Source organism: Psittacicella melopsittaci (assembly GCF_003585925.1).
Taxonomy (GTDB): Bacteria; Pseudomonadota; Gammaproteobacteria; order Enterobacterales; family Psittacicellaceae; genus Psittacicella; species Psittacicella melopsittaci.
Map to the genome: position 1 here is coordinate 38,338 of NZ_NRJH01000045.1, position 25,331 is coordinate 63,668.

29 protein-coding genes are annotated in these 25,331 nt (G+C 35.7%); 14 read left to right on the forward strand and 15 right to left on the reverse strand.

Features of this window, described 5'->3' with window-relative positions; all coding sequences use genetic code 11:
- Positions 1–51: 51 nt before the first annotated feature.
- Together CJP74_RS05265 and ffh are read right to left on the reverse strand one after the other, a co-directional pair.
- A complete protein-coding gene (locus tag CJP74_RS05265; protein ID WP_119497232.1) occupies positions 52–1,590 on the reverse strand; it encodes a DEAD/DEAH box helicase in 1,539 nt (512 codons plus the stop codon).
- A gap of 56 nt (positions 1,591–1,646) precedes the next feature.
- On the reverse strand, positions 1,647–3,041 hold the full coding sequence (gene ffh, locus CJP74_RS05270; protein ID WP_119497233.1) for a signal recognition particle protein: 1,395 nt from the start codon (positions 3,039–3,041) through the stop codon (positions 1,647–1,649).
- 261 nt (positions 3,042–3,302) lie between these two features.
- Here ffh and CJP74_RS05275 point away from each other — a divergent pair, with 261 nt between their 5' ends.
- Entirely contained in the window at positions 3,303–4,589 is a 1,287-nt protein-coding gene (locus CJP74_RS05275) for a hypothetical protein (RefSeq protein ID WP_147397055.1), read from the forward strand.
- Between the two features lie 11 nt (positions 4,590–4,600).
- Positions 4,601–4,993, forward strand: coding sequence for a hypothetical protein (locus CJP74_RS05280; protein ID WP_119497235.1), 393 nt, complete (start codon positions 4,601–4,603; stop codon positions 4,991–4,993).
- Between the two features lie 130 nt (positions 4,994–5,123).
- On the opposite strand, the gene rpsQ is transcribed toward CJP74_RS05280, so the two are convergent.
- Genes rpsQ through rpsJ form a run of 11 tightly spaced genes read right to left on the reverse strand, consistent with a single transcriptional unit; the run spans position 5,124 to position 10,134 of the window.
- Complete coding sequence (rpsQ, locus tag CJP74_RS05285; protein ID WP_119497236.1) at positions 5,124–5,381, reverse strand: 30S ribosomal protein S17; 258 nt, start codon at positions 5,379–5,381, stop codon at positions 5,124–5,126.
- Positions 5,381–5,545: a 50S ribosomal protein L29 gene (gene rpmC, locus CJP74_RS05290; RefSeq protein WP_119497237.1), complete on the reverse strand. Its 165-nt coding sequence runs from the start codon at positions 5,543–5,545 to the stop codon at positions 5,381–5,383. The genes rpsQ and rpmC overlap by 1 nt, the downstream gene beginning before the upstream one ends.
- A gap of 4 nt (positions 5,546–5,549) precedes the next feature.
- Positions 5,550–5,960 carry a 50S ribosomal protein L16 gene (rplP, locus tag CJP74_RS05295; RefSeq protein ID WP_119497238.1) on the reverse strand — a complete coding sequence of 137 codons (411 nt, stop codon included), beginning with the start codon at positions 5,958–5,960 and terminating at the stop codon, positions 5,550–5,552.
- 14 nt (positions 5,961–5,974) lie between these two features.
- Complete coding sequence (gene rpsC, locus CJP74_RS05300; RefSeq protein WP_119497239.1) at positions 5,975–6,706, reverse strand: 30S ribosomal protein S3; 732 nt, start codon at positions 6,704–6,706, stop codon at positions 5,975–5,977.
- Between the two features lie 9 nt (positions 6,707–6,715).
- Entirely contained in the window at positions 6,716–7,060 is a 345-nt protein-coding gene (gene rplV, locus CJP74_RS05305; RefSeq protein WP_119497240.1) for a 50S ribosomal protein L22, read from the reverse strand.
- Positions 7,061–7,074: 14 nt separating this feature from the next.
- Positions 7,075–7,353, reverse strand: a complete 279-nt coding sequence (gene rpsS, locus CJP74_RS05310; RefSeq protein ID WP_119497241.1) for a 30S ribosomal protein S19 — start codon at positions 7,351–7,353, stop codon at positions 7,075–7,077.
- Between the two features lie 28 nt (positions 7,354–7,381).
- The gene (gene rplB, locus CJP74_RS05315) at positions 7,382–8,203 is read right to left on the reverse strand and encodes a 50S ribosomal protein L2 (protein ID WP_119497242.1); all 822 of its coding nucleotides are present in this window, start codon (positions 8,201–8,203) and stop codon (positions 7,382–7,384) included.
- 17 nt (positions 8,204–8,220) lie between these two features.
- Positions 8,221–8,526: a 50S ribosomal protein L23 gene (gene rplW, locus CJP74_RS05320; protein ID WP_119497243.1), complete on the reverse strand. Its 306-nt coding sequence runs from the start codon at positions 8,524–8,526 to the stop codon at positions 8,221–8,223.
- Entirely contained in the window at positions 8,526–9,131 is a 606-nt protein-coding gene (gene rplD, locus CJP74_RS05325) for a 50S ribosomal protein L4 (protein ID WP_119497244.1), read from the reverse strand. The genes rplW and rplD overlap by 1 nt, the downstream gene beginning before the upstream one ends.
- 17 nt (positions 9,132–9,148) lie before the next feature.
- Positions 9,149–9,784, reverse strand: coding sequence for a 50S ribosomal protein L3 (gene rplC / locus CJP74_RS05330; RefSeq protein WP_119497245.1), 636 nt, complete (start codon positions 9,782–9,784; stop codon positions 9,149–9,151).
- 35 nt (positions 9,785–9,819) lie between these two features.
- Entirely contained in the window at positions 9,820–10,134 is a 315-nt protein-coding gene (rpsJ, locus tag CJP74_RS05335; protein ID WP_119497246.1) for a 30S ribosomal protein S10, read from the reverse strand.
- 793 nt (positions 10,135–10,927) lie between these two features.
- Here rpsJ and CJP74_RS05340 point away from each other — a divergent pair.
- Together CJP74_RS05340 and CJP74_RS05345 are read left to right on the forward strand one after the other, a co-directional pair.
- Positions 10,928–12,046 carry a hypothetical protein gene (locus tag CJP74_RS05340; RefSeq protein ID WP_119497247.1) on the forward strand — a complete coding sequence of 373 codons (1,119 nt, stop codon included), beginning with the start codon at positions 10,928–10,930 and terminating at the stop codon, positions 12,044–12,046.
- Between the two features lie 251 nt (positions 12,047–12,297).
- Positions 12,298–13,098 (forward strand): ProQ/FINO family protein, encoded by an 801-nt coding sequence (locus CJP74_RS05345; RefSeq protein ID WP_119497248.1) that lies wholly within the window; start codon positions 12,298–12,300, stop codon positions 13,096–13,098.
- Between the two features lie 135 nt (positions 13,099–13,233).
- On the opposite strand, the gene rpsT is transcribed toward CJP74_RS05345, so the two are convergent.
- On the reverse strand, positions 13,234–13,521 hold the full coding sequence (gene rpsT, locus CJP74_RS05350) for a 30S ribosomal protein S20 (RefSeq protein WP_119497249.1): 288 nt from the start codon (positions 13,519–13,521) through the stop codon (positions 13,234–13,236).
- A 662-nt stretch (positions 13,522–14,183) separates the two neighbouring features.
- On the opposite strand from rpsT, the gene sstT reads away from it, so the two are divergent.
- The 3 genes from sstT (at position 14,184) to CJP74_RS05365 (ending at position 17,690) form a co-directional block, all read left to right on the forward strand.
- The gene (sstT, locus tag CJP74_RS05355; protein WP_119497250.1) at positions 14,184–15,425 is read left to right on the forward strand and encodes a serine/threonine transporter SstT; all 1,242 of its coding nucleotides are present in this window, start codon (positions 14,184–14,186) and stop codon (positions 15,423–15,425) included.
- 143 nt (positions 15,426–15,568) lie between these two features.
- Entirely contained in the window at positions 15,569–16,633 is a 1,065-nt protein-coding gene (locus tag CJP74_RS05360; protein ID WP_119497251.1) for an ABC transporter substrate-binding protein, read from the forward strand.
- Positions 16,634–16,916: 283 nt separating this feature from the next.
- Positions 16,917–17,690, forward strand: a complete 774-nt coding sequence (locus CJP74_RS05365; protein ID WP_119497252.1) for an acetoin reductase — start codon at positions 16,917–16,919, stop codon at positions 17,688–17,690.
- 126 nt (positions 17,691–17,816) lie between these two features.
- On the opposite strand, the gene lolB is transcribed toward CJP74_RS05365, so the two are convergent.
- Entirely contained in the window at positions 17,817–18,458 is a 642-nt protein-coding gene (gene lolB / locus CJP74_RS05370; RefSeq protein ID WP_119497253.1) for a lipoprotein insertase outer membrane protein LolB, read from the reverse strand.
- A 149-nt stretch (positions 18,459–18,607) separates the two neighbouring features.
- On the opposite strand from lolB, the gene CJP74_RS05375 reads away from it, so the two are divergent.
- The 7 genes from CJP74_RS05375 to prfB all read left to right on the forward strand — a co-directional run bounded on the left by CJP74_RS05375 (position 18,608) and on the right by prfB (position 25,226).
- Positions 18,608–19,528 carry an ABC transporter ATP-binding protein gene (locus CJP74_RS05375; RefSeq protein WP_119497254.1) on the forward strand — a complete coding sequence of 307 codons (921 nt, stop codon included), beginning with the start codon at positions 18,608–18,610 and terminating at the stop codon, positions 19,526–19,528.
- Between the two features lie 116 nt (positions 19,529–19,644).
- Positions 19,645–20,439: an ABC transporter permease gene (locus tag CJP74_RS05380; RefSeq protein ID WP_222986955.1), complete on the forward strand. Its 795-nt coding sequence runs from the start codon at positions 19,645–19,647 to the stop codon at positions 20,437–20,439.
- 15 nt (positions 20,440–20,454) lie between these two features.
- On the forward strand, positions 20,455–21,486 hold the full coding sequence (gene mltG, locus CJP74_RS05385; RefSeq protein ID WP_119497256.1) for an endolytic transglycosylase MltG: 1,032 nt from the start codon (positions 20,455–20,457) through the stop codon (positions 21,484–21,486).
- A 2-nt stretch (positions 21,487–21,488) separates the two neighbouring features.
- Entirely contained in the window at positions 21,489–22,220 is a 732-nt protein-coding gene (gene tmk, locus CJP74_RS05390; protein ID WP_119497257.1) for a dTMP kinase, read from the forward strand.
- 9 nt (positions 22,221–22,229) lie between these two features.
- Positions 22,230–23,345: a hypothetical protein gene (locus CJP74_RS05395; RefSeq protein ID WP_119497258.1), complete on the forward strand. Its 1,116-nt coding sequence runs from the start codon at positions 22,230–22,232 to the stop codon at positions 23,343–23,345.
- A gap of 13 nt (positions 23,346–23,358) precedes the next feature.
- The gene (locus CJP74_RS05400; protein ID WP_119497259.1) at positions 23,359–24,138 is read left to right on the forward strand and encodes a TatD family hydrolase; all 780 of its coding nucleotides are present in this window, start codon (positions 23,359–23,361) and stop codon (positions 24,136–24,138) included.
- A gap of 2 nt (positions 24,139–24,140) precedes the next feature.
- Positions 24,141–25,226: a peptide chain release factor 2 gene (gene prfB, locus CJP74_RS05405; RefSeq protein WP_119497260.1), complete on the forward strand. Its 1,086-nt coding sequence runs from the start codon at positions 24,141–24,143 to the stop codon at positions 25,224–25,226.
- Positions 25,227–25,331: the final 105 nt, after the last annotated feature.

Sequence of the window (25,331 nt, forward strand, 5' to 3'; positions counted from 1 at the left end):
TAACTAACGTTAAGGGACAAATTAATGCTTGATTTTTAAATATTTAGTTACTTATTCTTTATATGCAGCAAACTTTTTCGGATAACCTTTATTTTTCTTATCTCTTGCTCTTACTTTAACCTTAGGTTTTTGTTCTTTTTTCTTTTTCTGGTTATCTTTTTGTTTTACCTTTCTTTCCCCTTTTAAGGCATCAGGACTAACTGAGGTAGTAGGTTCAAGACCTGGAAAAACTTTTGCAGGAATAACCACTTTCATAAAGCGCATAGCTTTACCTAAAAGCTTATAATCATGAGCTTGTACTAAACTAATCGCTAAACCTTTTTTGCCAAAACGTCCTGTACGTCCTACACGGTGCATAAAGGTTGCTCCGTCATATGGCAGATCATAGTTAAATACAGCTTTTACATCTTCAATATCTATACCGCGAGCCAGAAGATCGGTAGTCACTAGTACATTGATTTTTCCTGCTTTAAATAAACCTAAAGCTCTTTCTCTTTCTTCTTTAGTCATTTCCCCAGAAATACCTGTAGCTCTTAAGCCCATTCTCTGGTTCATTATATATTTAGCTAAAGGTTGTACTGTATCTACTTTACGCACAAATACTATCGTACGTGTTAAAGCTAAGTCCTTTAATAAATTTACTAAGAGTTCTTTTTTGTGCTCGATATTATCAGCATGATAATAGTATTGCGTTAAGGTATTTTTCTCTGCACGTGAATGCGAACCGCGAATGGTTACCGGATTATTTAAGGCAATACTACTAAATAAATCTACTACTCTTTGCTCTAAAGTTGCACTAACTAATACAGTGTTTTCGCGTTTAGGTAAATGCTGAACAATTTTGTTAATATCTTCACCAGCACCCATTTCTAATAAACGGTCTGCTTCATCGAGAATTAATAAAGATACGCCAGTAAGATCTATATCGCCGTTAGTTTCAAGTTGTTTTACTAAACGTCCTGGAGTTGTTATTACCAGTTGATGTTGCGAAAAAATAGTAAAAGCTTGCTCGCGATCTTGCTTGCCACTGGTATTATTAATATCGCCAATAAACGAAGCTACTTTATAGTAAGTATTAGCTAATAATTCCTGAGCTAAAGCATGAATTTGGCTTACTAAATCACGTGTTGGAGCAACAATTAAAACATGACAATGTTGTTGCACACCTGGTGGCAGGGTAAATAAACGTTCAATTGCAGGAATTAAATAAGATAAGGTTTTACCTGTACCTGTTTCAGCTGAAATTAGCACATCATGCCCTTCGGCAATCACAGGAATTGCCTTAGCTTGAATATCTGTAGCACGATTGTAACCATGCTGTTGTAAATTTGCCAGAAGCTTAACAGGGAGAAAGTAATTATTAAAATCTCTATCCACTTCCCCTTGCGCCATGCGTTGCGCTTTTTCTTGGGCTTTTTGTGCTTTTTTCTCCGCAACTAATTCTAACAGCTTTTTATCTAGCTTAGGTTGCTTGAATTTTTTCTTTTTTTCAACCTTAACTTCGGGCTCATTAGCTGGGGCTTCTACTTCTTGATTTAGCTTATCTAAAAGTAAAGCTATACTGTCTACTTTATTTTCACTATTTGACATAAACTTTTAAACTAAAGAAGAACCCACAACTCAAAATTGCGGGTTCCAAAACATTTTTAGAATGGCTTACGACCACGACCAAACATATTAGCAAGACCTGAAAGACCGCCACCACCCATAGCTTTTAATAACCCACTTAAAGCTCCAGATGAGAACATAGATTGTAATTTTTTCATTTGTTCAAACTGAGTTAAAAGTTGGTTAATTTCTTGTACAGGTTGTCCACAACCTTTAGCAATACGTAATTTACGTGAGTGCTTAATGATTTTTGGATTACGTCTTTCTTCAGGCGTCATTGATTGAATAATTGCACGAGAAATTCTTGTTTTCTTCGCAATAGTTTCGTTATCAATTTTACCTGCTAATTGACTTTGTAAAGCCTTACCACCAGGAAGAGCAGAGAATAATGAATCAGAACCACCCATTTTTTCCATTAACGCAGTTTGCTCTAAGAAATCTTCTAAATCAAATTCTTTTTTGTTTTTTAAGATTTTATTAGTGCGTTTAAGTTGCTCTTCGCTAACTTCATTTTGTAACTTATCAATATAAGTTAACATATCACCCATGTCAAGAATGCGGTTAGCAATACGATCTGGGTGGAAAGCTTCTAGGGCGTCAGTTTTTTCCCCAACCCCTAAGAATTTAATTGGTTTACCAGTAATTTGACGAATAGATAGAGCCGCACCACCACGTACGTCACCATCTAATTTAGTTAGGATAACCCCTGTTAAAGGTAAAGCTTCATTAAAAGCTTTAGCTGTATTAGCAGCATCCTGACCTGTCATAGCATCTACGGTAAATAGAGTTTCAATTGGCTTAATCGCAGCGTGAATTGCTTTAATTTCATCCATCATGGTTTGGTCAACGTGAAGACGACCAGCCGTATCGACAATTAAAACATCATAATAGCCACGTTTAGCTTGTTGTAGTGCATTAGTTGCAATTTCTACTGGATTTTGCCCTACTTCTGAAGGGAAGAAATCAACTTCAACACTTTGTGCTAGAGTTTCAAGTTGTTGAATAGCTGCTGGACGATAAACGTCGGCAGATACAACTAAAACTTTTTTCTTTTGCTGTTTTAAGAATTTTGCTAATTTAGCTACAGAGGTAGTTTTACCAGCCCCTTGTAGACCAGCCATTAAAACTACAGCAGGTGGTTGCGTACGTAAATCTAGAGCTTCATTTTTTTCACCCATAGCTTTAATTAAGCTCTTATGGATAATATCAATAAAAGCTTGTTCTGGGTTTAAGCGTGGATTTACTTGCGTACCTATAGCTTCTGATTTTACTTGATCAAGAAAAGATCTTACTACTGGTAAAGCAACGTCAGCTTCAATTAAAGCACGTCTTACTTCAGATAAAGCGTCAGCAATATTATCTTCACTTAAAGTACTTTTACCAGTTAGGCTTTTAAATGCCTGCTGTAACCGGTTGGTTAAATTATCAAACATTGTAATTCCTTATTCTTTTGAGTGAGTAGTTTGCGAGGTAGAGTAGCTCAGGACAATCTGCAAACTCAAAAATTTACACCTTAAAATTATAACATACTCAGCAAGACAAACCTATAATAATTAGCAATATAAATGCTATAATAAAGAAGTTAAATATTAAAAGACATTTAAGGTTCTCTTATGCCTTTTCAAAAAAAGAAAACTCTTTTTGATCGTCTAAATATAAAGGCCTATACCATTAAAAATGAGGGATTATTAGAAATGCCGACCCATAAACTTGTCTTCATTAGTCGCGAAGATAATCCTCAAGCTCGCGATATACTCAGCAAGGTTTTTAACGGTAAACAAAACTTACACTTTAAAAATCTTAATGATTTTCGTACTTACGCTCAACAAAACCCTCAGTATATTTACGATATCTTACAGCAATTTGCTTTAACAAATGTTCTTGACCCGCAAGAGTATAATCAAGATACTCCTGATAGCATTAAACTAGGTTTCTATTTAATCTTTGATGATTGGAACTTTGTCCAAGATAATGAGTCCTTATTACACATTACCCAAATGATTAAACATCACCTTGATGGTAATGATGTAAGCACGCCACAAGCAATTAACCGAACTATGAGTCAAGAACTCCAGCAAGTGCAGGGCGACAAAATTATTAATGTGTATATTCTTGCCGAGCAAGGACAACTTAGATCTAGTATCGAAAGTGGTATTGATAAATTCCTTACCGAAGCAGCTGGCTTTGAAGATGTAAAATTTGTCTTTAAAGAACCAGTTATTCGTCCCCAAATACCAGAAGTTCAAGGTAACGAGCAAAACTGCTTATTTATAAATATTACGCAAATCCCTTTTGCTTTTTTACAATTTAAACAAAATACTTTTGGTTACCTTCATGTAAATGAAGACTTTTTTAACGATCAAGATCGCGTAGATACTGCAATCCAACAATTACTAACTTCATTAGAATACTTTGTTCAAGCGACAGGTAATTTTAATCCGTTAAAATTTATAATTCCAGAATACCTCGGTTTATATGCTCATCCTTTTGATTTGAGCATCTGGAACCAGGTAAGTCATAATATGGCTATAAATCCAACTGTAGAAAAAATCGTGGACAACGCAAATTTAAACCGAGAACAAGGAAGTCAACAAATCCAGGTTGCCGACCCAGATAACAAAAATATTATTCTTGTTTTCTTAGGCACCAATGGTAGCGACGATAAAGAAAACTTTGTTTCTCGTTTACAAAAATTCTTCAATGCTTTTTCAGCTCAGTGCTTTGTTAAGCCAGAAGAATTTATGGCACAAAAGTCTTTATTTGATAATGACAATGAAGCAATTTACTGCTTTTTAGATTTTGCTGATTTTGATCATCAGCAAATTTGTGCAGAACTCACTTCAGGTTTTTATGTTCATTTAACTGATTGGGAACAAATTAAAGACAAAAATGTGTATAATATGTTCGTAATCTTTAAAAACTTAATTGAGACCAACTACTATGGTCATTACATTAACTACAAGTATCCTAAAAATAACTAAAGGATAAATACATGAGTATTGCATATTTTCTTCTCTCTCCTCGCCAAAAAGCAATTCTTTTAGCCTTAGTAAAAGAAGTAACTATCGCTGATGGTCACGTTAGTAGCTATGAAGGTAAGTACCTTCTTTTCCTTAACGAGCTATTAAGTAATGATATAACTCTTAATGAAGACCCGTATAACCTAGTTACTAGCGAGTTTACTTCTGCCGAGCATAAATTTGCTCTTATAACTACATTATTTATTGTTCCATTCTTAGATAATCAAGTTCATCCGCAAGAAGTAAAATTTATTAAAGATCTAGTGGCACAACTAAATCTTCCTGAAGAGAAAATTAAACAAATGCTTCTCTGGGCACAACGTCAAGCCCTACAAATTACTGAAGCTTTAGATTTTAAACTATAAAAAAGAAGTGGTTTTTACACCACTTCCTTTTTTTTGCCCATAAAACAAACCCTAGATCGGTGATCTAGGGTTGTTTATCTTTCGAATACTATTAAATTAAATATATTTTAACTGCGTGTTTAAAGAGTGATTAAACGTTAAGAGATTTTTCTACAACACGTACTAAATCAAAAGCTTTAGTTTTTGATAGAGGACGTGATTGTTTGATCTCTACTAAATCACCTTCTTTAGCAGCGTTTGCTTCATCGTGAACGTGAAGTTTAGTTGTTTTACGAACATATTTACCGTAGATAGGGTGTTTAACACGACGTTCAACAGCAACTACGATAGTTTTGTCCATTTTGTCACTCAGAACACGACCTTGTAGAGTACGAACTTGTTTAGTCATTACTTACCAGCCTTGTTTAATTGAGTTAATAAACGTGCAACGTCACGGCGAGCTTTTTTAACTAGGTTAGTTTTTTCTAGTTGTCTAGTTTTTAACTGTTGACGAAGACCAAATAAAGTTGTTCTTGCCTCAACTAGTTCTTGATTTAAATCTTTTTCACTCATTTGCTTACATTACCGTTTTAGTTACAAAAGTAGTTTTGAAAGGTAGTTTAGATTGAGCTTTACCAAAAGCTTCACGTGCTAATTCTTCTGAAACCCCACCGATTTCGTATAATACTTTACCTGGTTGGATTAAAGCTACCCAGTACTCTACGTTACCTTTACCTTTACCCATACGAACAGATAATGGTTTTTCAGTAATTGGTTTGTCTGGGAACACACGGATCCAAATTTGACCTTGACGTTTTACAGCACGAGTCATAGCACGACGAGCTGCTTCGATTTGACGAGCAGTTAAGCGACCACGACCAGTTGCTTTTAAGCCGAATGAACCAAAGCTTACTTCTGTACCTGCAGCTAAACCACGGTTACGGCCTTTATGCATTTTACGGTATTTTGTACGTTTAGGTTGTAACATAATTCAAATTCTCCTTATTTACGACCTTTACGTGGTGCACGTCTGTTATTGTTGTTTCTTGGTGCTTGTTTACGTTCTGGTTTAGCAGTTTCTTTTGCAAGAACTTCTTCAAAACCACCTAAAACTTCACCTTTGAAAATCCAAACTTTAACACCAATCACACCGTAAGTTGTGTTAGCTCTAGCTGTAGCGTAGTCGATATCAGCACGTAGAGTTTGTAAAGGAACGCGACCTTCACGGAACCATTCTGCACGAGCGATTTCAGCACCACCTAAACGACCTGATACTTGAACTTTGATACCGATAGCACCTTGGTTCATAGCAGTTTGGATAGCACGTTTAGCCGCACGACGGAACATCACACGACGCTCTAATTGTTGTGCAATTGATTCAGCTACTAATTTTGCATCTAAATCAGCTTGTTTAACTTCAACGATATTGATTTGACAGTTTTTAGCACCTGAAAGAGCTAAAACTTGTTTACGTAATTTCTCAATATCTTCACCGCCTTTACCGATAATAATACCAGGGCGAGCTGAGTGAATATTTAATTTAATAGCATTAACTGGACGCTCGATCACAATACGTGATACAGCAGCGTTAGCTAATTCTTTGTTTAAAAACTCACGAATTCTAAAATCGTTTTCTAGAGTTTTAGAGAAGTTTTTTGTATCCGCATACCAGGTTGAACTCCATGGTTTAACAATACCTAGGCGAATACCATGAGGACTTACTTTTTGACCCATTTCGTTACCTTATTTTGCGATTACTAAAGTGATGTGAGCAGTACGTTTACGAATATGATCCGCACGACCTTTCGCACGAGGCATAATACGTTTCATTGTTGGACCTTCATCAGCGAAGATTGTCGCAACTTTGAATGTACCAACGTCACTTAAACCTTGATTGTTTTCAGCATTAGCTACTGCAGAAGCAAGTAGTTTACCGATCATTTTAGCAGCTTTACGTGGAGTGTAGCGTAAAATGTAAGTAGCTTCTTCCACTGATTTGCCGCGGATTAAATCACATACTAAACGCGCTTTTTGAGCTGATGTACGAGCGTTACGTAAGATAGCACGTGATTCATATTTAGTAGTCATGTTCTATCTCCTAATTATTTTTTCTTAGCTTTTTTATCAGCTGCGTGTCCACGGTAAGTACGAGTAGGTGCGAACTCACCTAGTTTGTGACCAACCATTTCATCAGATACTAATACTGGAACGTGTTGACGTCCGTTGTGAACAGCAATGGTTAACCCGATCATATCTGGGAAGATTGTTGAACGACGTGACCAAGTTTTAATTGGTTTGTGATCGTTCGTTTCCACTGCTTTTTCTACCTTCTTCAGCAAGTGTAGGTCAATGAAAGGACCTTTCTTGAGAGAACGTGGCATAGGATTTACCTCTTTTAAGTGTTAATTATTATTTATCACGACGACGTACAATGAATTTATCAGTACGTTTGTTGTGACGTGTTTTCTTACCTTTAGTTTGAACGCCCCAAGGTGTAACTGGGTGTTTACCGAAGTTTTTACCTTCACCACCACCATGCGGGTGATCTACTGGGTTCATTGCAGTACCACGAACTGTAGGACGGATACCTCTCCAACGAGATGCACCAGCTTTACCTAATTCGCGTAACATGTGTTCTGCGTTACCAACTTCACCGATTGTCGCACGACATTCAGCTAATACTTTACGCATTTCGCCTGAACGTACACGTAGAGTTACGTATTTACCTTCACGAGCGATGATTTGAACATATGAACCAGCTGCACGCGCTAATTGACCACCTTTACCAGGTTTTAATTCAACGTTGTGAACTGTTGTACCTACTGGGATAGAACGCATAGGTAAAGTGTTACCTACTTTGATCTCTGCGTCAGCACCAGATACGATTGTATCACCTACTTTTAAGTTTTTAGGTGCTAATACATAACGACGCTCACCATCTGCATATAATACTAATGCGATATTTGCAGAACGGTTTGGATCATATTCTAAACGTTCAACTTTAGCTGGGATACCATCTTTAAGACGTTTGAAGTCGATTAAACGGTATGATTTTTTGTGACCGCCACCAATGTGACGAGTTGTGATACGACCAAAATTATTACGGCCACCAGTGCGTTTTAAAGGCTCTACTAAAGCTGCAAAAGGTTTACCTTTGTGTAATTCGTGGTTAACTACTTTTACAACGTGGCGGCGACCTGGGCTGGTCGGCTTACATTTAACAATAGCCATTTATTTAGTTCCTTTCCTTACTCAATAGCAGATTCGATTTGATTTAAGTTAGCATCTGCTGGAAGAGTGATATAAGCTTTTTTGAAATCGCTACGACGACCTTTACGGTTACCGCGGTATTTAGTTTTACCTTTAACATTAAGAATGTTAATAGATTTAACTTTTACACCTAACACAGCTTCAACAGCTTGAGCTAGTTCAACTTTGTTAGTTCTTTTATCAACAACAAAAGTTAGAACACCTTTTTCACTTTGAAGTTTTGCTGCTTTTTCAGTAAAAATAGTGTACTTAATAGCTGACTGTAAACGTGAATTGTTAGACATTATTTTAACATCTCCTCAAGATCTTTTACAGCTTCTTTTGTTACTAATACTTTTTCATATGAAATTAGTGAAACTGGATCTACTTCGTCAGTTAAGATGTAACCAACTGAGTATAAGTTTCTTGAAGCTAAGTAAAGGTTAGTTTGTAATTTACTATCAATAATTAAAACGTTTTCTGAATTTAAACCTTTTAATGTTGATACTAATTCTTTAGTTTTGTGAGATTGAAGAGTTAAATCATCCACTACCACTAAACGATCTTGACGAACTAACTCAGAGAAGATGCAACGTAATGCACCCCAGTACATTTTTTTGTTTACTTTTTGGCTGTGATCTTGCGGACGAGCAGCAAATGTCACACCACCTGAACGCCATAATGGGCCTTTACGGTCACCAGCACGAGCGTTACCAGTTTTCTTTTGGCTCCAAGGCTTTCTGTTAGAACCGTTTACTTGTGCACGAGTTTTTTGCGCACGAGAACCTTGACGAGCTCCCGCTTGGTATGCAACTACTACTTGGTGCACTAGTGCTTCGTTGAATGCAACGTCAAAAGCTGATTCTGATACACTAATAGAACCTTGACCATTTACTAATGTTAATTCCATTTATAGTTACTCCAGACTTAAGCTTTTACTTTTACAGAAGGTTTAACAACAACGTTACCATTTTTAGCACCTGGGATAGCACCACGTACTAATAATAAGTTGTTCTCAGCATCAACACGTACTACTTCAAGGTTTTGAACTGTAACACGCTCGTCACCCATGTGACCAGACATTTTCTTACCTTTGAATACACGACCTGGAGTTTGGTTTTGACCAATAGAACCAGGAACGCGGTGTGATAATGAGTTACCGTGTGTAGCGTCTTGAGTACGGAAGTTGTGGCGTTTAACAGTACCAGCGTAACCTTTACCTTTTGAAGTACCAGTTACATCAACTTTTTTAACTTCAGCAAATACTTCTACAGTGATTTCTTGACCAACAGTATATTCTGCTGCATTGTCAACACGGAATTCACGTAATAAGCGACCAGCTTCAACACCTGCTTTCGCAAAGTGACCTTTTTCAGGTTTGTTTAAGCGTGATGCTTTTTTAGAACCAGTTGTTACTTGAATAGCGTTGTAACCATCAGTTTCATTTGTTTTAACTTGAGTTACGCTATTTTTTTCAATTTCAATTACAGTTACTGGAATTGATTGACCTTCAGGTGTGAAGATACGAGTCATTCCAACTTTACGACCTAATAAACCGATCATTGTTTCTAATCCTCTTTAATTTACGTCAAATAAAATTAGTCTAAACTGATATTAATTTCCACACCAGCAGCTAAATCTAGACGCATAAGAGCATCTACAGTCTTCTCAGTTGGCTCTACGATATCAACTACACGTTTGTGAGTACGAATTTCATATTGATCACGTGCATCTTTATTCACGTGTGGAGAAATCAGTACAGTAAAACGTTCTTTACGAGTAGGTAAAGGGAAAGGACCACGAATTTGTGCGCCAGTACGTTTTGCTGTTTCAATAATATCCTTTGTTGACTGTTCGATTAAACGGTGATCGAAAGCCTTTAAGTGGATACGGATTCTTTTTTGGTTAGACATTTAACCCAGAGCTCCAATTAATTAAAAATTAAACACATACAGAACCTTACCTCAATGTGCCTAGAAGAACACGAGGTAAGTATACAATATTGCCCCTGCGATTGAGGGGTGTCAGATTAGCTTAAGAGGTATTTACTAACTTTTTAGCAATACTCTGACTAAATTCTTTTGCCACTAAGTTAATAACCTAGTGATAAAAGACGCTTACCATGAGAGAGCAAATAAATATATAAATGGAGAAAGTTGTATACTTTCTTGTAAGCTAGTCGATACTTTGGTCTAGTTATATTCAACGAACAACTCAAAGTATAGATAAGAGATTGTTTCATACAATCGGGCTTATCCGCTAATCCAGTGCAAGATAGTGATTGATAATATTTTTCCTTGCATAACCACATATGTAACTACTCTCATTTTTATCATGTTACATATGGAGATACTAATACTTTATAAATAACTAAAAGAGGTGATTTCCTATCTTCTTGATGTATAACCACTTTCTAGTAATGTCTATTTATCTGAAATTCGATTTTTCGTTTCGGATACATATTAATATCTGCGGGAAATTATAGCAAATAAAAAAAATGATTGCAAATTCTTTTACAAAAATTTTACTTAATCTATTGATTATTAAGACTAATATAACGCGACGGAGTTTTTTTTATTAACTTAAAGTAAGCTGGGCTAAAGTAAGAGGGGATATAGGTCTTGTAAGTCTTTTCCCTTTTTTGCCCCTTTACTTTATAATAATGAGGTAAAGAAATTTATTTAAACTCACCCTATTATTTTAATTATGAAAGTTGTTTTTATTAATAACCTCCAATTTTTACCCCAAAGCGAACGCGAACAACTTGCTTTACTTTTCGAGCCAAATTGGCTTGAACAGCGTTTAACAACTATTAAGCAAAAGCTCCTTAAGCTCAATATTCCTTTTATTGACGGCGATCAACTTTTAGAGGATGTAGACTTAAATACCATTCCTTTTGCTAAAAGTAATGACCTTTATCAAAATCCTCTTAGCCAAGAAGATATTAACCGTAGTCGTTATTTTTATAAACTCTACCAAATTCTTGGTCAAGCAAATAAACTCCAGTGGCGCGAAAGCTCATTTATCGATTGGCAAGAGCAAGAAGATAGCATTTATAAAACAGCTCTTTCTCTAGCTCAAAAAGAACAAATTTCGGATGATCTACTTAAGCAATATATTGAAGACAGCCTAAGCACTCTAGATCTAGAGACAAGAAAAGATGAATGGGTATTGGTGTTAGATAAGTATGCTATTTTACACCCTAACTTTTTTAATAAACTTCGCTTTTTTAGTAAGTTTAAAATTACTCCGGAAATTGTTTGCCTTAGCGAACCTAGTCATGAAAACTTTTTACGTCACAGTTTATTACAACTGCAACAAGAAAGTAAGCACGAAGCTCGCTCAGATCTCGATGAACTCTACAATCACACACAAAGATATATTGGCAAAAATAACCAACTTGGTGATATAGCTAATATTATTTTTAGTCCAGATTATTATCCTGAGTATGATTATAAACGTGCCTATGCTCGCTATAACAAACTCTTAGATAGCTACTTTTTTGTTAAACGCTATGACTCGAGCTTTGCAACCAGTGCTTTTTTAATCCGTGTGAGCACTATGCAAAAACTAGGTAAGATTCCGACTTTAGCTCGCTTAGCTAATGACATTTTTACTCTGGCTTATGGTAATACGACTCCTGACATTGCCTTTATTAGAAGCTCTTGGGCTGTAGCTCCAAATTTACCTGCCAATTTGCTAAAACTTCCACAAAACCCTTGGCATAGATTTATGCAAAAATGGGCACGTGGCTTAGGCTGTTATATCCGACAATTACGCTTAACTGCAAGTTTAGATAGCGATGATCTTAAAAATCTAAAATAAATTTAATTTGGCATAGAAAAAAAATTTTTTTATGGGTATAATCTAATAAGATAGCATAATTATTTTAGCCTATATTTTATAGTATTGCCTATCTCAACTAGACATGAGTCTTTAAATAAATTAGAACTTTATATTTAAAAATCAACATCTCTTTGATTTAAGTATCCAATTTTTATAATAAATTTTCATCATTTTACACACTAAATAAGCTGCTTGGATACTGATACTTAGCAACCTAAGGATTAATTAATATGTCAAACGAAAAGAAAATTAGTGCTATAAAGGCCATAACACCTAAGAAATCTGCATTAGCAAATCGACAATCTGAAGGATACTCTCGTCCAAGCACTGGTTACAAATCATCTTCAACTGGCAGTAGACCACCGCGTTCGGGTTTTAAACCTAAAGGTAACGGCGGTCGTCCTAATTTTAGAAAGCCAGCTTCACGTCGTCCACTGTCACCTAAAGAACTAAAAGCTTTAGAAGATAAAAAACTACGTCGTGAACGTTTAGATTTAACTTACAATGAACTAAAAGCTTTATACCCTAATGCATTTGATCGCATTCATCCAAAACCTTTAGCAGTAGACGTGCATAAAGAGCTTTTCCAACACGTAACTGAAGAAGGTCCATTACGCAAATCGGCTATTCGTCAATTCTTAGCGAGCTATATTAGAAATGACGCATACCATGCCTCAGCTTTAAAATACAAAAAACGTTTCAACTTACAAGGGGAAGCGGTACAAGATCTTGACGAATCAGAGTTAGAATATCACCGTCAAAGCCTTCGCCCAGCTAAGCCTGCACGCAAGCCATCTTTTGGGAGAAAACCAGGCTTCAACAAAAAACCAGGCTTTGGTCCTAAACGCTTTGGTGGCAAACCAAACGACCGTCGTGGCAGACCACACCCTAACTTTAATGTAGGGCAAAAAGTTATTGCTGGTGGCAATAAAGAAGGTACCGTTAAAGAAGTAATTGGTGATAAAGTACGTGTTACCTTAGATAATGGTATTACTTTATTATTCAATATTGCTCAAGTGAAAAAAATCTAACAAACAAAATTAAGGTGGATTAAATAATCCACCTTAATTTTTTAGCAAAAAAATAGGCAAACAGAATTAACTGTTTGCCTTTTTTGTTAAGAAAAAACTTAACACGTGATATCAATCTAATGAAATTACACGAAATTATTTAGCTTCTTCAGCTAAAGCAGCTTCAGTAGCACGGATACGAGCTACTAATTTAGATTTGTGGTTTGCTGCTTTGTTAGCGTGAATTAAGTTTTTAGACGCCATACGGTCAACAACTTTTTGCATTTCAACAAAAGCTGCTTTTGCACCGTCTACATCTTTAGCTTCAACTAAAGCGTATACTTTTTTGATGTGAGTACGCATCATTGAGCGTAAAGATTGGTTGTGTTTACGACGTTTTTCTGATGTAATTACACGTTTTTTAGCAGATTTGATATTAGCCACGTTAGAACTCCAATATAATAAAAAATTAAAAAGAATAAATATTACATATAGGAGACACTCTATATGGGACTTTTTAATATCGAGATCGGTCATTATTATATAATAATTTTTAAGCAAATTAAAATATTTATTTAGCTATCTCGCTTTTTAAATGCAATTTTGCTCTTTTAAGTATTTTATTTTCGTATCTTCTTAGGGTAAAATATAATTAATTGTATTAATTCACTCCATAACAACAGTTTGACAATATATACATGTCAGCTTTTAATTTAAGTACAGCAGAAATATTACCCTTAGGAAAAAACATAGAAAAGGAATATTTCTAATCTTAGCCCCCGCCGCTTGTATGGAAGACCTAGGATTACTAAATGCTGTCGATAGGGCTTTAAGTAAAATGGAGAGCATTTTGCGTGCTGTAGCCCTATGTACGCATCGTCGGGTAAATTAAAAGACCATTACTTTTGTAGAAAGAATAAGATCTTATCTTAAGACCATTATATTTTCTTGGGTGATTCTAGTGAAGTTACTAGAATAAATGTATCAGCTGTTGTTTGTAGTAACGGCTTTTCCTATTGTATACATTAATCAAGATCCTTGTTCATTTTGCAGTCTATAACTATTATCAGTTTAATAATTATTTTCTGTTTAGCGAGGTTATTCTAATGTTAAAGCCTTTTTCTTATTTGTTTCGCGGAAGCCTAATTCTGCGTATTCTTGTTGCCATTATTTTGGCACTAGTGTGTTATTATTTAATCCCTACTTTATCTAGTAAAGCTGCCATTCTAGGGCAATTATTTATTACTCTATTACGTTCAATTGCACCTTTCCTAGTATTTATCCTCTTAATTGCAGCTATTATCCGTGCTGATTCAGGGACTAATAAAATCATTCGTGCTATTGTAATTGTATATATTACAGCTACTTTAATTTCAGCATGTATCTCTGCAGCTGTTACTTTATTTGCCCCTGCAATTCAAATCAACTTAACTGGCGTAGACGGTTCAAGCATTCAATTAGCTAAAGAACAAAGTGCGTTAGAAGTAGTAGAAACTCAATTCTTACGTATGTTCGAAAACCCAGTTAAAGCTTTAGTTGATTCAAACTTCATGGCTTTATTAACTTGGTCAGTATTCTTTGGTATTGCTTTCCGTTTTTGTAAACAAAATGTCAAAGATATTCTTTTTGAAATTGCTGACGCTACAGGTCGTGTAGTTGGTTGGATTGTACAATTAGTGCCAATTGGTGTTTTTGGTATTTTCTCAGATGTATTAACTAACCACGGTATTGGTGAATTAGCTCGCTATGGTGAATTAATTCTTTTACTATTAGTAATCTACTCTATTATCGCGTTAGTATTCTACCCGTTAGTAGGTTTTTACTTTACGAGAAAAAATCCATACCCTACTTTATTTAAATGTTTAGTAGTGTCTGGGGTTCCAGCATTCTTCTCACGTTCATCAGCAGCAAACATTCCAGTAAACTTAAAAGCAGCTGATAACTTTGGCATTCCTCGTAGTGTTTCAGCGTTTATTATTCCATTAGGAGCTAATATCAGCTTAACGGCAGCTGCCGCTACAATTACCGTTCTATCGATTACTCTTGCACGTACTCTAGGTATCGAAATTCACTACTTAACAGCACTATTAGCTTGTGTTGTAGCAGCTTTATGTGCTATTGGTTGTTCTGGTGTGCCTGGTGGTTCTTTATTAATGATTCCTATTGCAGCTTCATTATTTGGTGTACCACCTGAAATCTCAGCACAAATGATCGGTATTGGTTTCCTAATTGGTGTAGTTCAAGACTCAGTTGAAACAGCAGTTAACTCTTCAGGGGATATCTACTTCACTAAAGTTGTATGTGACCACTATGGTGTAAGTGACGACCCTAACTTTGAAAACGATTAATACAACTAACTCCCTAAAGCAATTTTAGGGAGTTCTTTTTTATTTTTCTTAAAAATATAGTATAATAATATTTTGCAATTATAAAACATAACTTTACATTCATCCCTAGGTAGCCCCTAGGCACAACTTCGAGGTTTTATAAATTGAAAAAATCACTTCTAACAAAGGCACTAGCTGTTTTTGGGGTTTCACTTTTTTCTTTATCTAATCTTAGCAATGCTTATGCAGCCGATGAAAAACCAGGTAGAGTTTTATACGTATACAACTGGACGGAATATATCCCTTCTGACGTTTTAAGACAATTTACAAGAGAGACTGGCATTCAGGTTCGTTACTCGACTTACGAAAGCAACGAGGAGTTATACTCAAAGCTAAAGCTTGTTAAGGGAGAAGGTTATGATTTAATCTTCCCTTCTAGTTACTATGTAAATCTTCTCAAAGATGAAGGCTACTTACGTAAGCTAGATAAAAGCAAGATTAATATGGACAATGTTCTCCCTGAATTATTAGGTCGTGAATACGACCCAAATAACGAATATTCTGTTCCTTACACTTACGGCTTTACTACTCTTGCCGTAAATACTAACACTTACGATATTAGCAAAGTAACTAGCTGGAACGATCTATGGAAACCACAATACACTAGTCTTACTCTTTTAAATGACGTACTAGACAATTTCTCCGTGGCTCTTTTAGCTCTAGGTTATGATCCTAATAACGCTACAGATGAGCAAATCGAACAGGCATATAATAAATTACAAGAGTTATCTCCTAAAGTAGTACAATATAACTCTGACTCACCAGAAGTTCCTTATGTAGAAGGACAATCTAGCATAGGTATGATTTGGACAGGTTCGGCTTTTAGAGCACATCTAGAAGGCAACCCAAATATTAAAGTAGTTTATCCAAAAGAAGGTTCTATTCTTTGGATTGATAACTTTGCTATCCCTGCTAAAGCAAAAAATGTTGCTGGGGCATATGAGTTCATTAACTTCATTTTAAGACCAGATATAGCTCTGAGAATTGTAGAAGAAATGGGCTTCCAAACTTCAAACAGCAAGGTTAAAGCTTTAATGCCAGAAGAATGGCAAAATGATCCAGCATTATTCCCATCGCCTGAAATTTACCAAAAAGCGATTATGAATAATGTACCTACATCTCGTTTAAATCTTTTAAACAGCTATTGGAATCGTTTAAAAGTTGAATAACGATTAATTTATCCCCGTCTTATAATTGCAATTAAGCCTAGAGTTTTTTAAACTCTAGGCTTTTCCTTTAGCAATTTTGATCAAAAACAATCAAAACTTAAAGAAAAAATGTGACCTACGACTCATTTTGAACATTTTGAGTATCAAAAAATAAAAAAATTAATATAATAAAATTAAGAAAAAATTCAGCACAACAACTTAACTATACTTACTTTTTTAACTAAAACTTACTATATTAAAACTTTACAATTTACTTTATTAACTATTACAAGGAGTGTCAAAAGTGTCACAAAAAGTAGCAGTAATTACAGGTTCAGCAGGTGGTTTAGGTAAAGCTATAGCTTTACGTCTTGCCGAAGATGGTTTTGCAATTGTTCTCCATGACATTAACAAAGAGCTTCTTTCTATTACTCATAATGAATTTACTGAAAAAGGCTATCGTGTAACTGCAGTTACAGGTGATGTAAGAAAAAAAGAAGATCAGGAAAACCTTGTGCAAAAAGCTGTTGAAGCTTTTGGTTCGGTAGATGTATTTATTAACAATGCCGGGATTGAATCTGTAGAACCTTTTGAATTAATTACTTCAGAAAAATTCGATCTAGTTTTTGATGTAAACGTTAAAGGGGTAGTATTTGGTACCCAAGCTGCAGCTGCAGTTATGAAAAACCAAGCTACAGGCGGAAAAATCATTAACGCATGTTCAATTGCTGGACATGAATCTTACGAAATGCTATCTCTATACTGCGCTTCAAAACACGCGGTAAGATCCTTTACCCACTCGACAGCAAAAGAGCTTTCTAAGTACAATATTACCGTAAATGCTTACTGTCCAGGTGTAGCTGCTACAGCTATGTGGGATCGTATTGACCAAGCTTTTGTTGATCACAATGGTTGGGAACCAAAACAAGCATGGAATACTTTTACCAAAGATATCCTTGTTGGTCGCCCACAAGTTCCAGATGATGTAGCTAAACTAGTGTCTTTCTTAGCTTCTTCTGATTCAGATTATATTACTGGACAAACTATTCTCACTGATGGGGGAATGGTATTTAGATAAGACCTATTTGCCTCTTACAAAAGTGGCAAATTCGACCAGTTTGTAGTTGCAAAAATTGAACCCGAGAGAAGCTTTGTATCTACAAACATTAACACCTGCGAGCACAGCTCGCAGGTGTTTCTTTTGTTAGTTAGCAACATAAGTATAAGGTTCGAGAAGACGAATACGAATACTATCGCTTTCACGTTGAATACTTATTGCAAATGGAACTAAATACTTATTATCCAACAGACGATAGTCGCCATAAGTTATTAAAGTATTTCCATCATAAACTTGTGAAGCAAGAACATTACCTCTTACTACAGCATTGCTAGGATCTAAAGGGATACCTAGCACAATTTTATTTAGTACGGTTAAAGGAACTGCAAAGCCAAATAAAGCCTTAGAAAACTCTTGTTCGTTATTTGCCGTGTAGGTTTTTCCACCCTCGCTATAAAAATAGCGTGCGTTTACTTTCTTTAGACTAGCTTGGCGTGCAGTATAAGGAATATTTAAATTCACACTATAGTCACCATTGGCTAAAGAAGAAAAAGTAAAGGTGGTTGATGTTCGATCTTGGCTGGTAATTATTCCCACTTGACCATTTAGATCTAAAGACTGGATTCGAGCTAAAGCCGCTTGGTTTTGGCTAAAACTAATATTTTCACTACCAACAACTACGCTAACTGGCTCTTGTGCCACATCAGGCATGCGGGTAGTACAGGCAGCTAAAGTAACTACCAGGGTAGAGGTAATTAAAATTTGCGAAATTCTTTTAATAAGGGTCATTATTTTACTTAATAGTCAGAGAAAAAAAGACGTTGATTTATTATAAACTGATTCCGATTATAATCATAATTATTTTTAAGAATTAGAACTTTAAATGATATAATACAGGCAGTTTTAAGTTTAGAAATACGTTAAAACAAGGATTTTTAATGACTAAATACGCTTTAGAAATAGAAAACCTAACTAAGGTTTACGATAATGGTTTCCAAGCTCTAAAGAATGTTAACCTAAAAATAAAAGAAGGAGACTTCTTTGCTCTGTTAGGACACAATGGAGCTGGTAAATCTACCACAATTAATATTGTTAGCTCTATTATTAGTAAAACTTCAGGAACAGTTAAAGTTTTTGGTGAGGATCTTGATAAAAATGTCGTTGCCTGCAAAAACTTTCTTGGCGTAGTATCACAAGAAATTATTTATGATACTAACTCTAACCTGCTCGAAGGCTTAATTATCCAAGGTGGATACTATGGCATCCCTTTCCATGAAGCAAAAATTCGCGGTCTTTATTGGCTAGATAAAATGAATCTTTTAGATAAAGCCCAAAATACTACCCGCGAACTTTCTGGGGGTATGGCAAGACGTTACATGATTGCCAAGGCTTTAATGCATAACCCAAGACTGCTTATTCTCGATGAGCCTACCGCAGGGGTTGACGTTGCCTTAAGAAGAGAAATGTGGGATTTCCTCCAAGAAATTAATAACCTTGGCATTACGGTTATTTTAACTACCCACTATCTTGAAGAAGCTGAGTATTTATGTAAAAACATTGCCATTATTAAGCAAGGGGAAATTAAAGTAAATACTAGCATGAAGGCTTTAATTACTTCAGAAGAAGATGACCAATATACGCTAGATATTTCTGGTTATAAGGATCAAGAGTTAAATTTTCCAGGGGTGCAGTTTAAACTTAGAGATAATAATACTACTCTAGACATACTTATTAATAAAGAAATCAGTATTTCCAAATGTTTTAACTACTTAGATTCATTAGGAATTACGATTCAATCTTTACGTAACTCCCAAAATCGTTTAGAAAGAATCTTTATGCGATTTGAAGAACATAACTAAGCCAATGTCTAGACATTGGCTTTATTTACTCATTAGTTACTATGAATTTATTTTCTCATTTTGGTGCCAAGGATTTAAAAAAATTAGAGATCTTGCAAAAGAAGAACTACTTGCAAATGATGCAAAAAAGAAGTAAACATGGCATCGTAGCTCATTCTCTAATTTCAATTCTAATTCAAGAAGTTACGCGTAACCTCGCCGAGTGGATTGAAAATATTTTTAATCCAATAGTTAACTCGTTCCTTTATATTATAGTTTTTGGAGTACTGCTCGGAAGCATTATCGGGCAAACAGCTGGAGTTAATTATGGAATTTATATTCTTTCTGGCTTTATTATTATGAACATAATCAATACGAGCTATGACGAAGGCTCCTACTTTATTATGTTACATAAGTACTCAAAAACTTTAACCGATTTTCAGGTAGCTCCAATTCGCGTCCACACAATTATTTTAGGCGTGTACTTTGCGAGCTTAATTAGAGTAGGTTTTATTAGCCTCGCTATCTATCTTTTAGGTTCGTGCCTTGTTGGCTTTGCTCCTATAAGTCACATCTGGATTGTCCTAGGTATAGCTTTAATTACTATAGCTATGTTTACTTTTTTAGGCTTAATCAATGGTGTGCTCTCGCACAGCTGGGAGCAATTAAACTTTGCTCTAACTTTTATTATTACGCCTCTAATTTATGTTTCGGGAATTTTCTACGATATTTCGCAAATTCCCTCAGCTTTAAAGTACATAAGTCACATCAATCCTCTGACCTATATTGTCGATAGTTTTAGATATGGGATGATTAATGTGCAAACTTTAAATGTTCCTCTTTACCTATACTTTGCCTTACTTTGCGTGGTAATGGTTGCTTTATATGCTTTAACCTGTTACGTGTTTAAACGCAAATTAAATATTAAATAATAAGACTAGACTTTTATGAAAAAGATTATTATTTTTCTCTTTTCCCTACTTCTTTTAGCTTTTGCCTCGGGATATATGGCATATAACTATGCTTTAAATCTAGGTAAAACACGCTTAATTAATAACCAAGTTCCTTTTGAAGTAGTACGTGGAGATAACTTAACTCGCGTAATTACACGCTTAATTGGTAATGAAAGTAGTTGGCGAGTAAGATTATATATTTATTTACATCCTGAATATCATGATTTAAAAATCTCTTACTATGACTTAAAAGAGGCACGTAACCTCAACCAAGCTCTCGAGATTATTAATTCAGGCAAGGGGATGACTGCAAGTATAAGACTTATTCCTGGTCGTACGTGGAAGCAATGGCAAGAGTATTTAACCACTTTAGATGCTAGAACTAACAATGATCTCCAAGGCTTAACTACGCAACAAATTATTACTAAACTTGATCTGCAACCTATTGCTGGTGACCAAAATTTTACTTCTTTAGAAGGCTATTTTTCGCCTAACACATATATTATTAACTACCAAGCAAATGTTTCTACTGCCTTAAAGTTAGCAAATCAAGAGTTAATGGCAAATCTAAATGAAGCATGGAACTCACGTAATGCTTTAAGTCAGGCAAAAAACCCTTATGAACTTTTAATTCTCGCTTCGATTATTGAGAAAGAAAAAGGTAATGACCAAGAAGCAAATTTAATCTCTTCGGTATTTAATAACCGCTTAAAAATTGGCATGAAGTTGCAAGCTGACCCAACGGTAATCTATGGTATGGGCGACAAGTACAATGGGAATATTACCCGTCGTGACCTGACTACTCCTACCCCATATAATACCTATACTATTGACCGCTTACCGCCAACTCCTATAGCTATGGTAAGTAAGGCAAGTCTCATGGCAGCAGCTCAACCAGCAGATACTAATTATTTATATTTTATGGCTGTTTTTGGGGAAAGTAAGCATGCTTTTGCCACTAATTACAACGACCATCTAAAAAATGTAAATAAATTTAATCAAGAATATCGTAACACTTATAAGTAAAAATGGTCCTTAAAAGTCTAATTGAAATTATCCAAGATAACTATCAAGGTAAGTATATTGTCCTTGAAGGTTTGGATGGTTCAGGCAAAACTAGTTTAAAAGATTGGTTAGAAGAGCAACTAACTAATACCTTTTCGGTTCGTGAACCAGGTTCAACTGAATTTGGTGAAGAAATTCGTTATCTTTTGCTCAATAGTAAACATAAGCTCCAAGCTTTAACCGAACTTTTTCTTTTTATGGCTTCACGTACCGAATTACTTAATCAAAAAGTAATTCCTGCTTTAAAAGATAATAAAATCGTGCTCTCGGATCGAAGCTATATTTCTTCTTTTGCCTACCAGGCTTATCCAGCAAATATTAGTGTCGACTACTTTGAGCAAACGGTTAAACAAATCTATTGTCAACAAAAAATCGATGTTATTCTCTACGCTAAAGTAGATTATCGTGTTGGCTTAGCTCGTTCAGGAGCCGTACGTGCTCATGATAATATGGAAGCTAAAGGCGATCAGTTCTATCAACGTACCGAAGCTGGCTATAATCTTTACCTCGAAAACTTTAAAGCTCAAGCCCAAGCAATTACCAATTTAGCTTATGTAGAAGCTAGCAAAGCAAACGAGGTCGAAGTTTATCAAAATGCCCAAGGGACTTATTTAGTTATTCTCAATGCCCAACTTTCGGAACAAGAAGTAAGAGAACTCTTTGTACAAACTTTAGCATCTTTACAACTTAACTAGGTAAAAATAATGTATCCTTGGCTACAAAAAACTTATGATTTTTTAGTCGACTCCTATCATGCGAATAAGCTTCATCATGCCTACTTGCTAGTATTTGATGGAGATATAGGACAAGAAGAATTAATTGCTCGCTTTAGCCAATTTTTACTCTGTAAAGAAAACCAAAATCATGAGCTTAGAGAAGCTTGTGGAAAGTGTCGGGCTTGTCAGGCTTATAGCTTAAAATCTAATACCGATCTTTTTGATTTACATCTCGATGATCCTAGCAAGGCTATTAGCATTGACACAGTAAGAACTATGATTGATCGCGTAGGTTTAGAGCCAAGTATTTCCTCACAAAATGTGGTAACTATTTTAGATGCCTCTAAACTAGGAACTAAACCTGCCAATGCCATGTTAAAAACTCTTGAAGAACCACCGCCTCATACAGTATTTTTAATTGGCTTACCTGCTGGTTTTTCAATTTTACCTACTATTCGTTCACGTTGTCTGGTTTTACACTTACCTCAACCTGACCAAGAGCAAATCGAAGAGTTTCTCACGGCAAAAGAAATACACCAACCCGAACGCTCTTACTTAAAGTCTCTGGCTCCAGGACAACCAGCCTTAATGTTAAAAATGCAGGAGAAAAATTTTGTTAGAAGCTTTTTACAATTAAACCAACATCTTCTCCAACTGTTTTCTAATTTAGAGGTTGATGATTTTGTTGCTGCTTTTGATTGTAAAGACAGCGAAGTTTTTATCTGGCAACTTGAAGCTTTAAGTAAGACTTTAACCTATGCGGGGAAAAAGTTTTTCTTAAATAGTAATGATACTTTTGATGCTTTAGACGCCGTAATTAATTTTGAACAAAACTCTGCCTTTGCTTTGGCAGTAGAACATATTCAACAAAATTTACAAAAAGATAGTGATGTTGAAAAACTTTATGATCTCGTTGATCGCTTATTAGTTTTACAAACACAATTAAAACTCTTTACTCCTCAACTTGGAGTAGAAGGTTCGCTTCTTGGCATAGCCTATAAAGTTGCTTCCTTAACTGCACTCTTTGCCTATAGCCTCATGAATATAAGCGATGCTCAAACTTTCTACCGCCAACAACTTGAAGAGCAAAAATTAAAAAATTAAGGATGAAGAAAAAATGCATGTTATAGATACGCACTGTCATTTAAATTATCTTGACTATGAAAAAGAACATAAAGACATTGCTGATGTAATTGCAAAAGCCCACGCTCGTAATGTCGAGCAAATTATCCATGTATCTTGTAAGCTACATGAATATGAGGAAATTAAAGAAGAGTATTTAACTTTCCCAGAAATTTTCTTTGCGTTAGGGATTCACCCTAGCCATGCCCATGAGCAACCTCTTGATATAGCTCGCATGCGTCAACACTTTCAAGAGAACCCACGCCTAGTTGCCGTAGGTGAAATAGGTCTTGACTCTTATTGGACCAAAGAACATCTTGATATCCAAAAAGAAGTTTTTGCCCAACAACTTGCTCTAGCTTTAGAATTAGATTTACCCGTAATTATTCACACGCGTGGGGATATAGCTCATACTACTCTAGATATGATCGAAGCTTCAGGCGTACGCAAAGGGGTTATCCACTGCTTTACCGAAGACTTAGCTATAGCCCAACGTGCTTTGGCTCTAGACTTTCATATTGGCGTAGGAGGCATAGCTACTTTTAAAAATGCCGAGCCTCTGCGTGAAGTATTACGTCAAGTACCTGTTGAACGTATTCTTACCGAAACAGATGCTCCTTACTTAGCTCCTGTGCCACATAGAGGTAAAGAAAATCAACCTGCTTACACGCGCGATGTAGTTAACTATGTAGCAGCTATGTATGGCTTAACTCCAGAGCAATTTGCTGCTCAAACTTTAAGTAATGCCCAAAAATTATTTGCCCTGAATAAATAATTATGCTTGACAATATTAATATAATCGCTATTGCCGATGACCTTTTAGCTCGTATTGCCAGCTTAAAAAACTACTTTGCCTACGACAATAAAAAAGAACGCCTCGAAGAAGTAAACCTTCTTCTTGCCGATCCTAAAGTCTGGGACAATCCACAAAATGCTCTTGAACTAGGCAAGGAAAAATCTAGTCTCGAAGCCGTAGTAAATGTTCTGGAGCAAACCCAAGAACAAGTCGAAGAAAACAAAGAGTTCTATACTGAACTTGGCGAAGAAGAGGCGCTGGTTTACCAAAACCTCATGCAAGTACAACAAAGTATTGAAGAGCTTGAATTTAAAGTTATGTTCAATAACCCGCATGATCGGGCAAACTGCTATATTGACTTTAATGCAGGCTCGGGTGGTACCGAAGCACAAGACTGGGTAGACATGCTTATTCGTATGTACACCAAATGGGCAGAAAGCCATAGCTTTAAAGTTAGCGAAATTGACCGCTTACCAGGTGATACTGCAGGTACTAAGCAATGTACTTTATACATTGAGGGCGAATACGCTTACGGCTATTTACGTACTGAAACAGGAGTACACCGTTTAGTAAGAAAAAGTCCTTTTGATGCTAATAACAAGCGTCACACTTCTTTTGCTTCGGTATATGTGCATCCTGAAATCGATGATAGCTTTGAGGTAGAAATCAATCCTGCTGACTTAAAAATGGACGTATATCGTTCATCGGGAGCTGGGGGACAACACGTAAATAAAACAGAATCAGCAGTACGTATTACCCATATTCCTACAGGCATAGTTGTGCAGTCACAACAATCGCGTTCCCAACACCAAAACCGTGAAATTTGTATGAAGCAATTAAAATCTCGCTTATACGAAATGGAAATGGAAAAGCGTCGCGCCGAACAACAAAACCTTGAAGAAAATAAATCAGAAAATGCTTGGGGATCTCAAATCCGCTCTTATGTTTTAGATGACTCGCGCATTAAAGATATGCGTACGGGAGTAGAATCTTCTAATCCAACCGCGGTATTAAATGGGGATCTCGATAAATTTATTGAAGCGCAGTTAAAGTTAGGAGTACAGTAGGAGTACTGGAAAATTTAACTAAAATTATGGTAAAATAATAAGTTGCTTAGATATATTTCTAACTTATTATTGGTATTTTATAACTTATAACTTATTTCAAATCCT

Bases quoted from the DNA above. Each gene is read 5' to 3' on its own strand.
- CJP74_RS05265 (WP_119497232.1), bottom strand. From the start codon at position 1,590: ATGTCAAATAGTGAAAATAAAGTAGACAGTATAGCTTTACTTTTAGAT.
- ffh (WP_119497233.1), bottom strand. From the start codon at position 3,041: ATGTTTGATAATTTAACCAACCGGTTACAGCAGGCATTTAAAAGCCTA.
- CJP74_RS05275 (WP_147397055.1), top strand. From the start codon at position 3,303: ATGCCGACCCATAAACTTGTCTTCATTAGTCGCGAAGATAATCCTCAA.
- CJP74_RS05280 (WP_119497235.1), top strand. From the start codon at position 4,601: ATGAGTATTGCATATTTTCTTCTCTCTCCTCGCCAAAAAGCAATTCTT.
- rpsQ (WP_119497236.1), bottom strand. From the start codon at position 5,381: ATGACTAAACAAGTTCGTACTCTACAAGGTCGTGTTCTGAGTGACAAA.
- rpmC (WP_119497237.1), bottom strand. From the start codon at position 5,545: ATGAGTGAAAAAGATTTAAATCAAGAACTAGTTGAGGCAAGAACAACT.
- rplP (WP_119497238.1), bottom strand. From the start codon at position 5,960: ATGTTACAACCTAAACGTACAAAATACCGTAAAATGCATAAAGGCCGT.
- rpsC (WP_119497239.1), bottom strand. From the start codon at position 6,706: ATGGGTCAAAAAGTAAGTCCTCATGGTATTCGCCTAGGTATTGTTAAA.
- rplV (WP_119497240.1), bottom strand. From the start codon at position 7,060: ATGACTACTAAATATGAATCACGTGCTATCTTACGTAACGCTCGTACA.
- rpsS (WP_119497241.1), bottom strand. From the start codon at position 7,353: ATGCCACGTTCTCTCAAGAAAGGTCCTTTCATTGACCTACACTTGCTG.
- rplB (WP_119497242.1), bottom strand. From the start codon at position 8,203: ATGGCTATTGTTAAATGTAAGCCGACCAGCCCAGGTCGCCGCCACGTT.
- rplW (WP_119497243.1), bottom strand. From the start codon at position 8,526: ATGTCTAACAATTCACGTTTACAGTCAGCTATTAAGTACACTATTTTT.
- rplD (WP_119497244.1), bottom strand. From the start codon at position 9,131: ATGGAATTAACATTAGTAAATGGTCAAGGTTCTATTAGTGTATCAGAA.
- rplC (WP_119497245.1), bottom strand. From the start codon at position 9,784: ATGATCGGTTTATTAGGTCGTAAAGTTGGAATGACTCGTATCTTCACA.
- rpsJ (WP_119497246.1), bottom strand. From the start codon at position 10,134: ATGTCTAACCAAAAAAGAATCCGTATCCACTTAAAGGCTTTCGATCAC.
- CJP74_RS05340 (WP_119497247.1), top strand. From the start codon at position 10,928: ATGAAAGTTGTTTTTATTAATAACCTCCAATTTTTACCCCAAAGCGAA.
- CJP74_RS05345 (WP_119497248.1), top strand. From the start codon at position 12,298: ATGTCAAACGAAAAGAAAATTAGTGCTATAAAGGCCATAACACCTAAG.
- sstT (WP_119497250.1), top strand. From the start codon at position 14,184: ATGTTAAAGCCTTTTTCTTATTTGTTTCGCGGAAGCCTAATTCTGCGT.
- lolB (WP_119497253.1), bottom strand. From the start codon at position 18,458: ATGACCCTTATTAAAAGAATTTCGCAAATTTTAATTACCTCTACCCTG.
- CJP74_RS05375 (WP_119497254.1), top strand. From the start codon at position 18,608: ATGACTAAATACGCTTTAGAAATAGAAAACCTAACTAAGGTTTACGAT.
- CJP74_RS05380 (WP_222986955.1), top strand. From the start codon at position 19,645: ATGATGCAAAAAAGAAGTAAACATGGCATCGTAGCTCATTCTCTAATT.
- mltG (WP_119497256.1), top strand. From the start codon at position 20,455: ATGAAAAAGATTATTATTTTTCTCTTTTCCCTACTTCTTTTAGCTTTT.
- tmk (WP_119497257.1), top strand. From the start codon at position 21,489: ATGGTCCTTAAAAGTCTAATTGAAATTATCCAAGATAACTATCAAGGT.
- CJP74_RS05395 (WP_119497258.1), top strand. From the start codon at position 22,230: ATGTATCCTTGGCTACAAAAAACTTATGATTTTTTAGTCGACTCCTAT.
- CJP74_RS05400 (WP_119497259.1), top strand. From the start codon at position 23,359: ATGCATGTTATAGATACGCACTGTCATTTAAATTATCTTGACTATGAA.
- prfB (WP_119497260.1), top strand. From the start codon at position 24,141: ATGCTTGACAATATTAATATAATCGCTATTGCCGATGACCTTTTAGCT.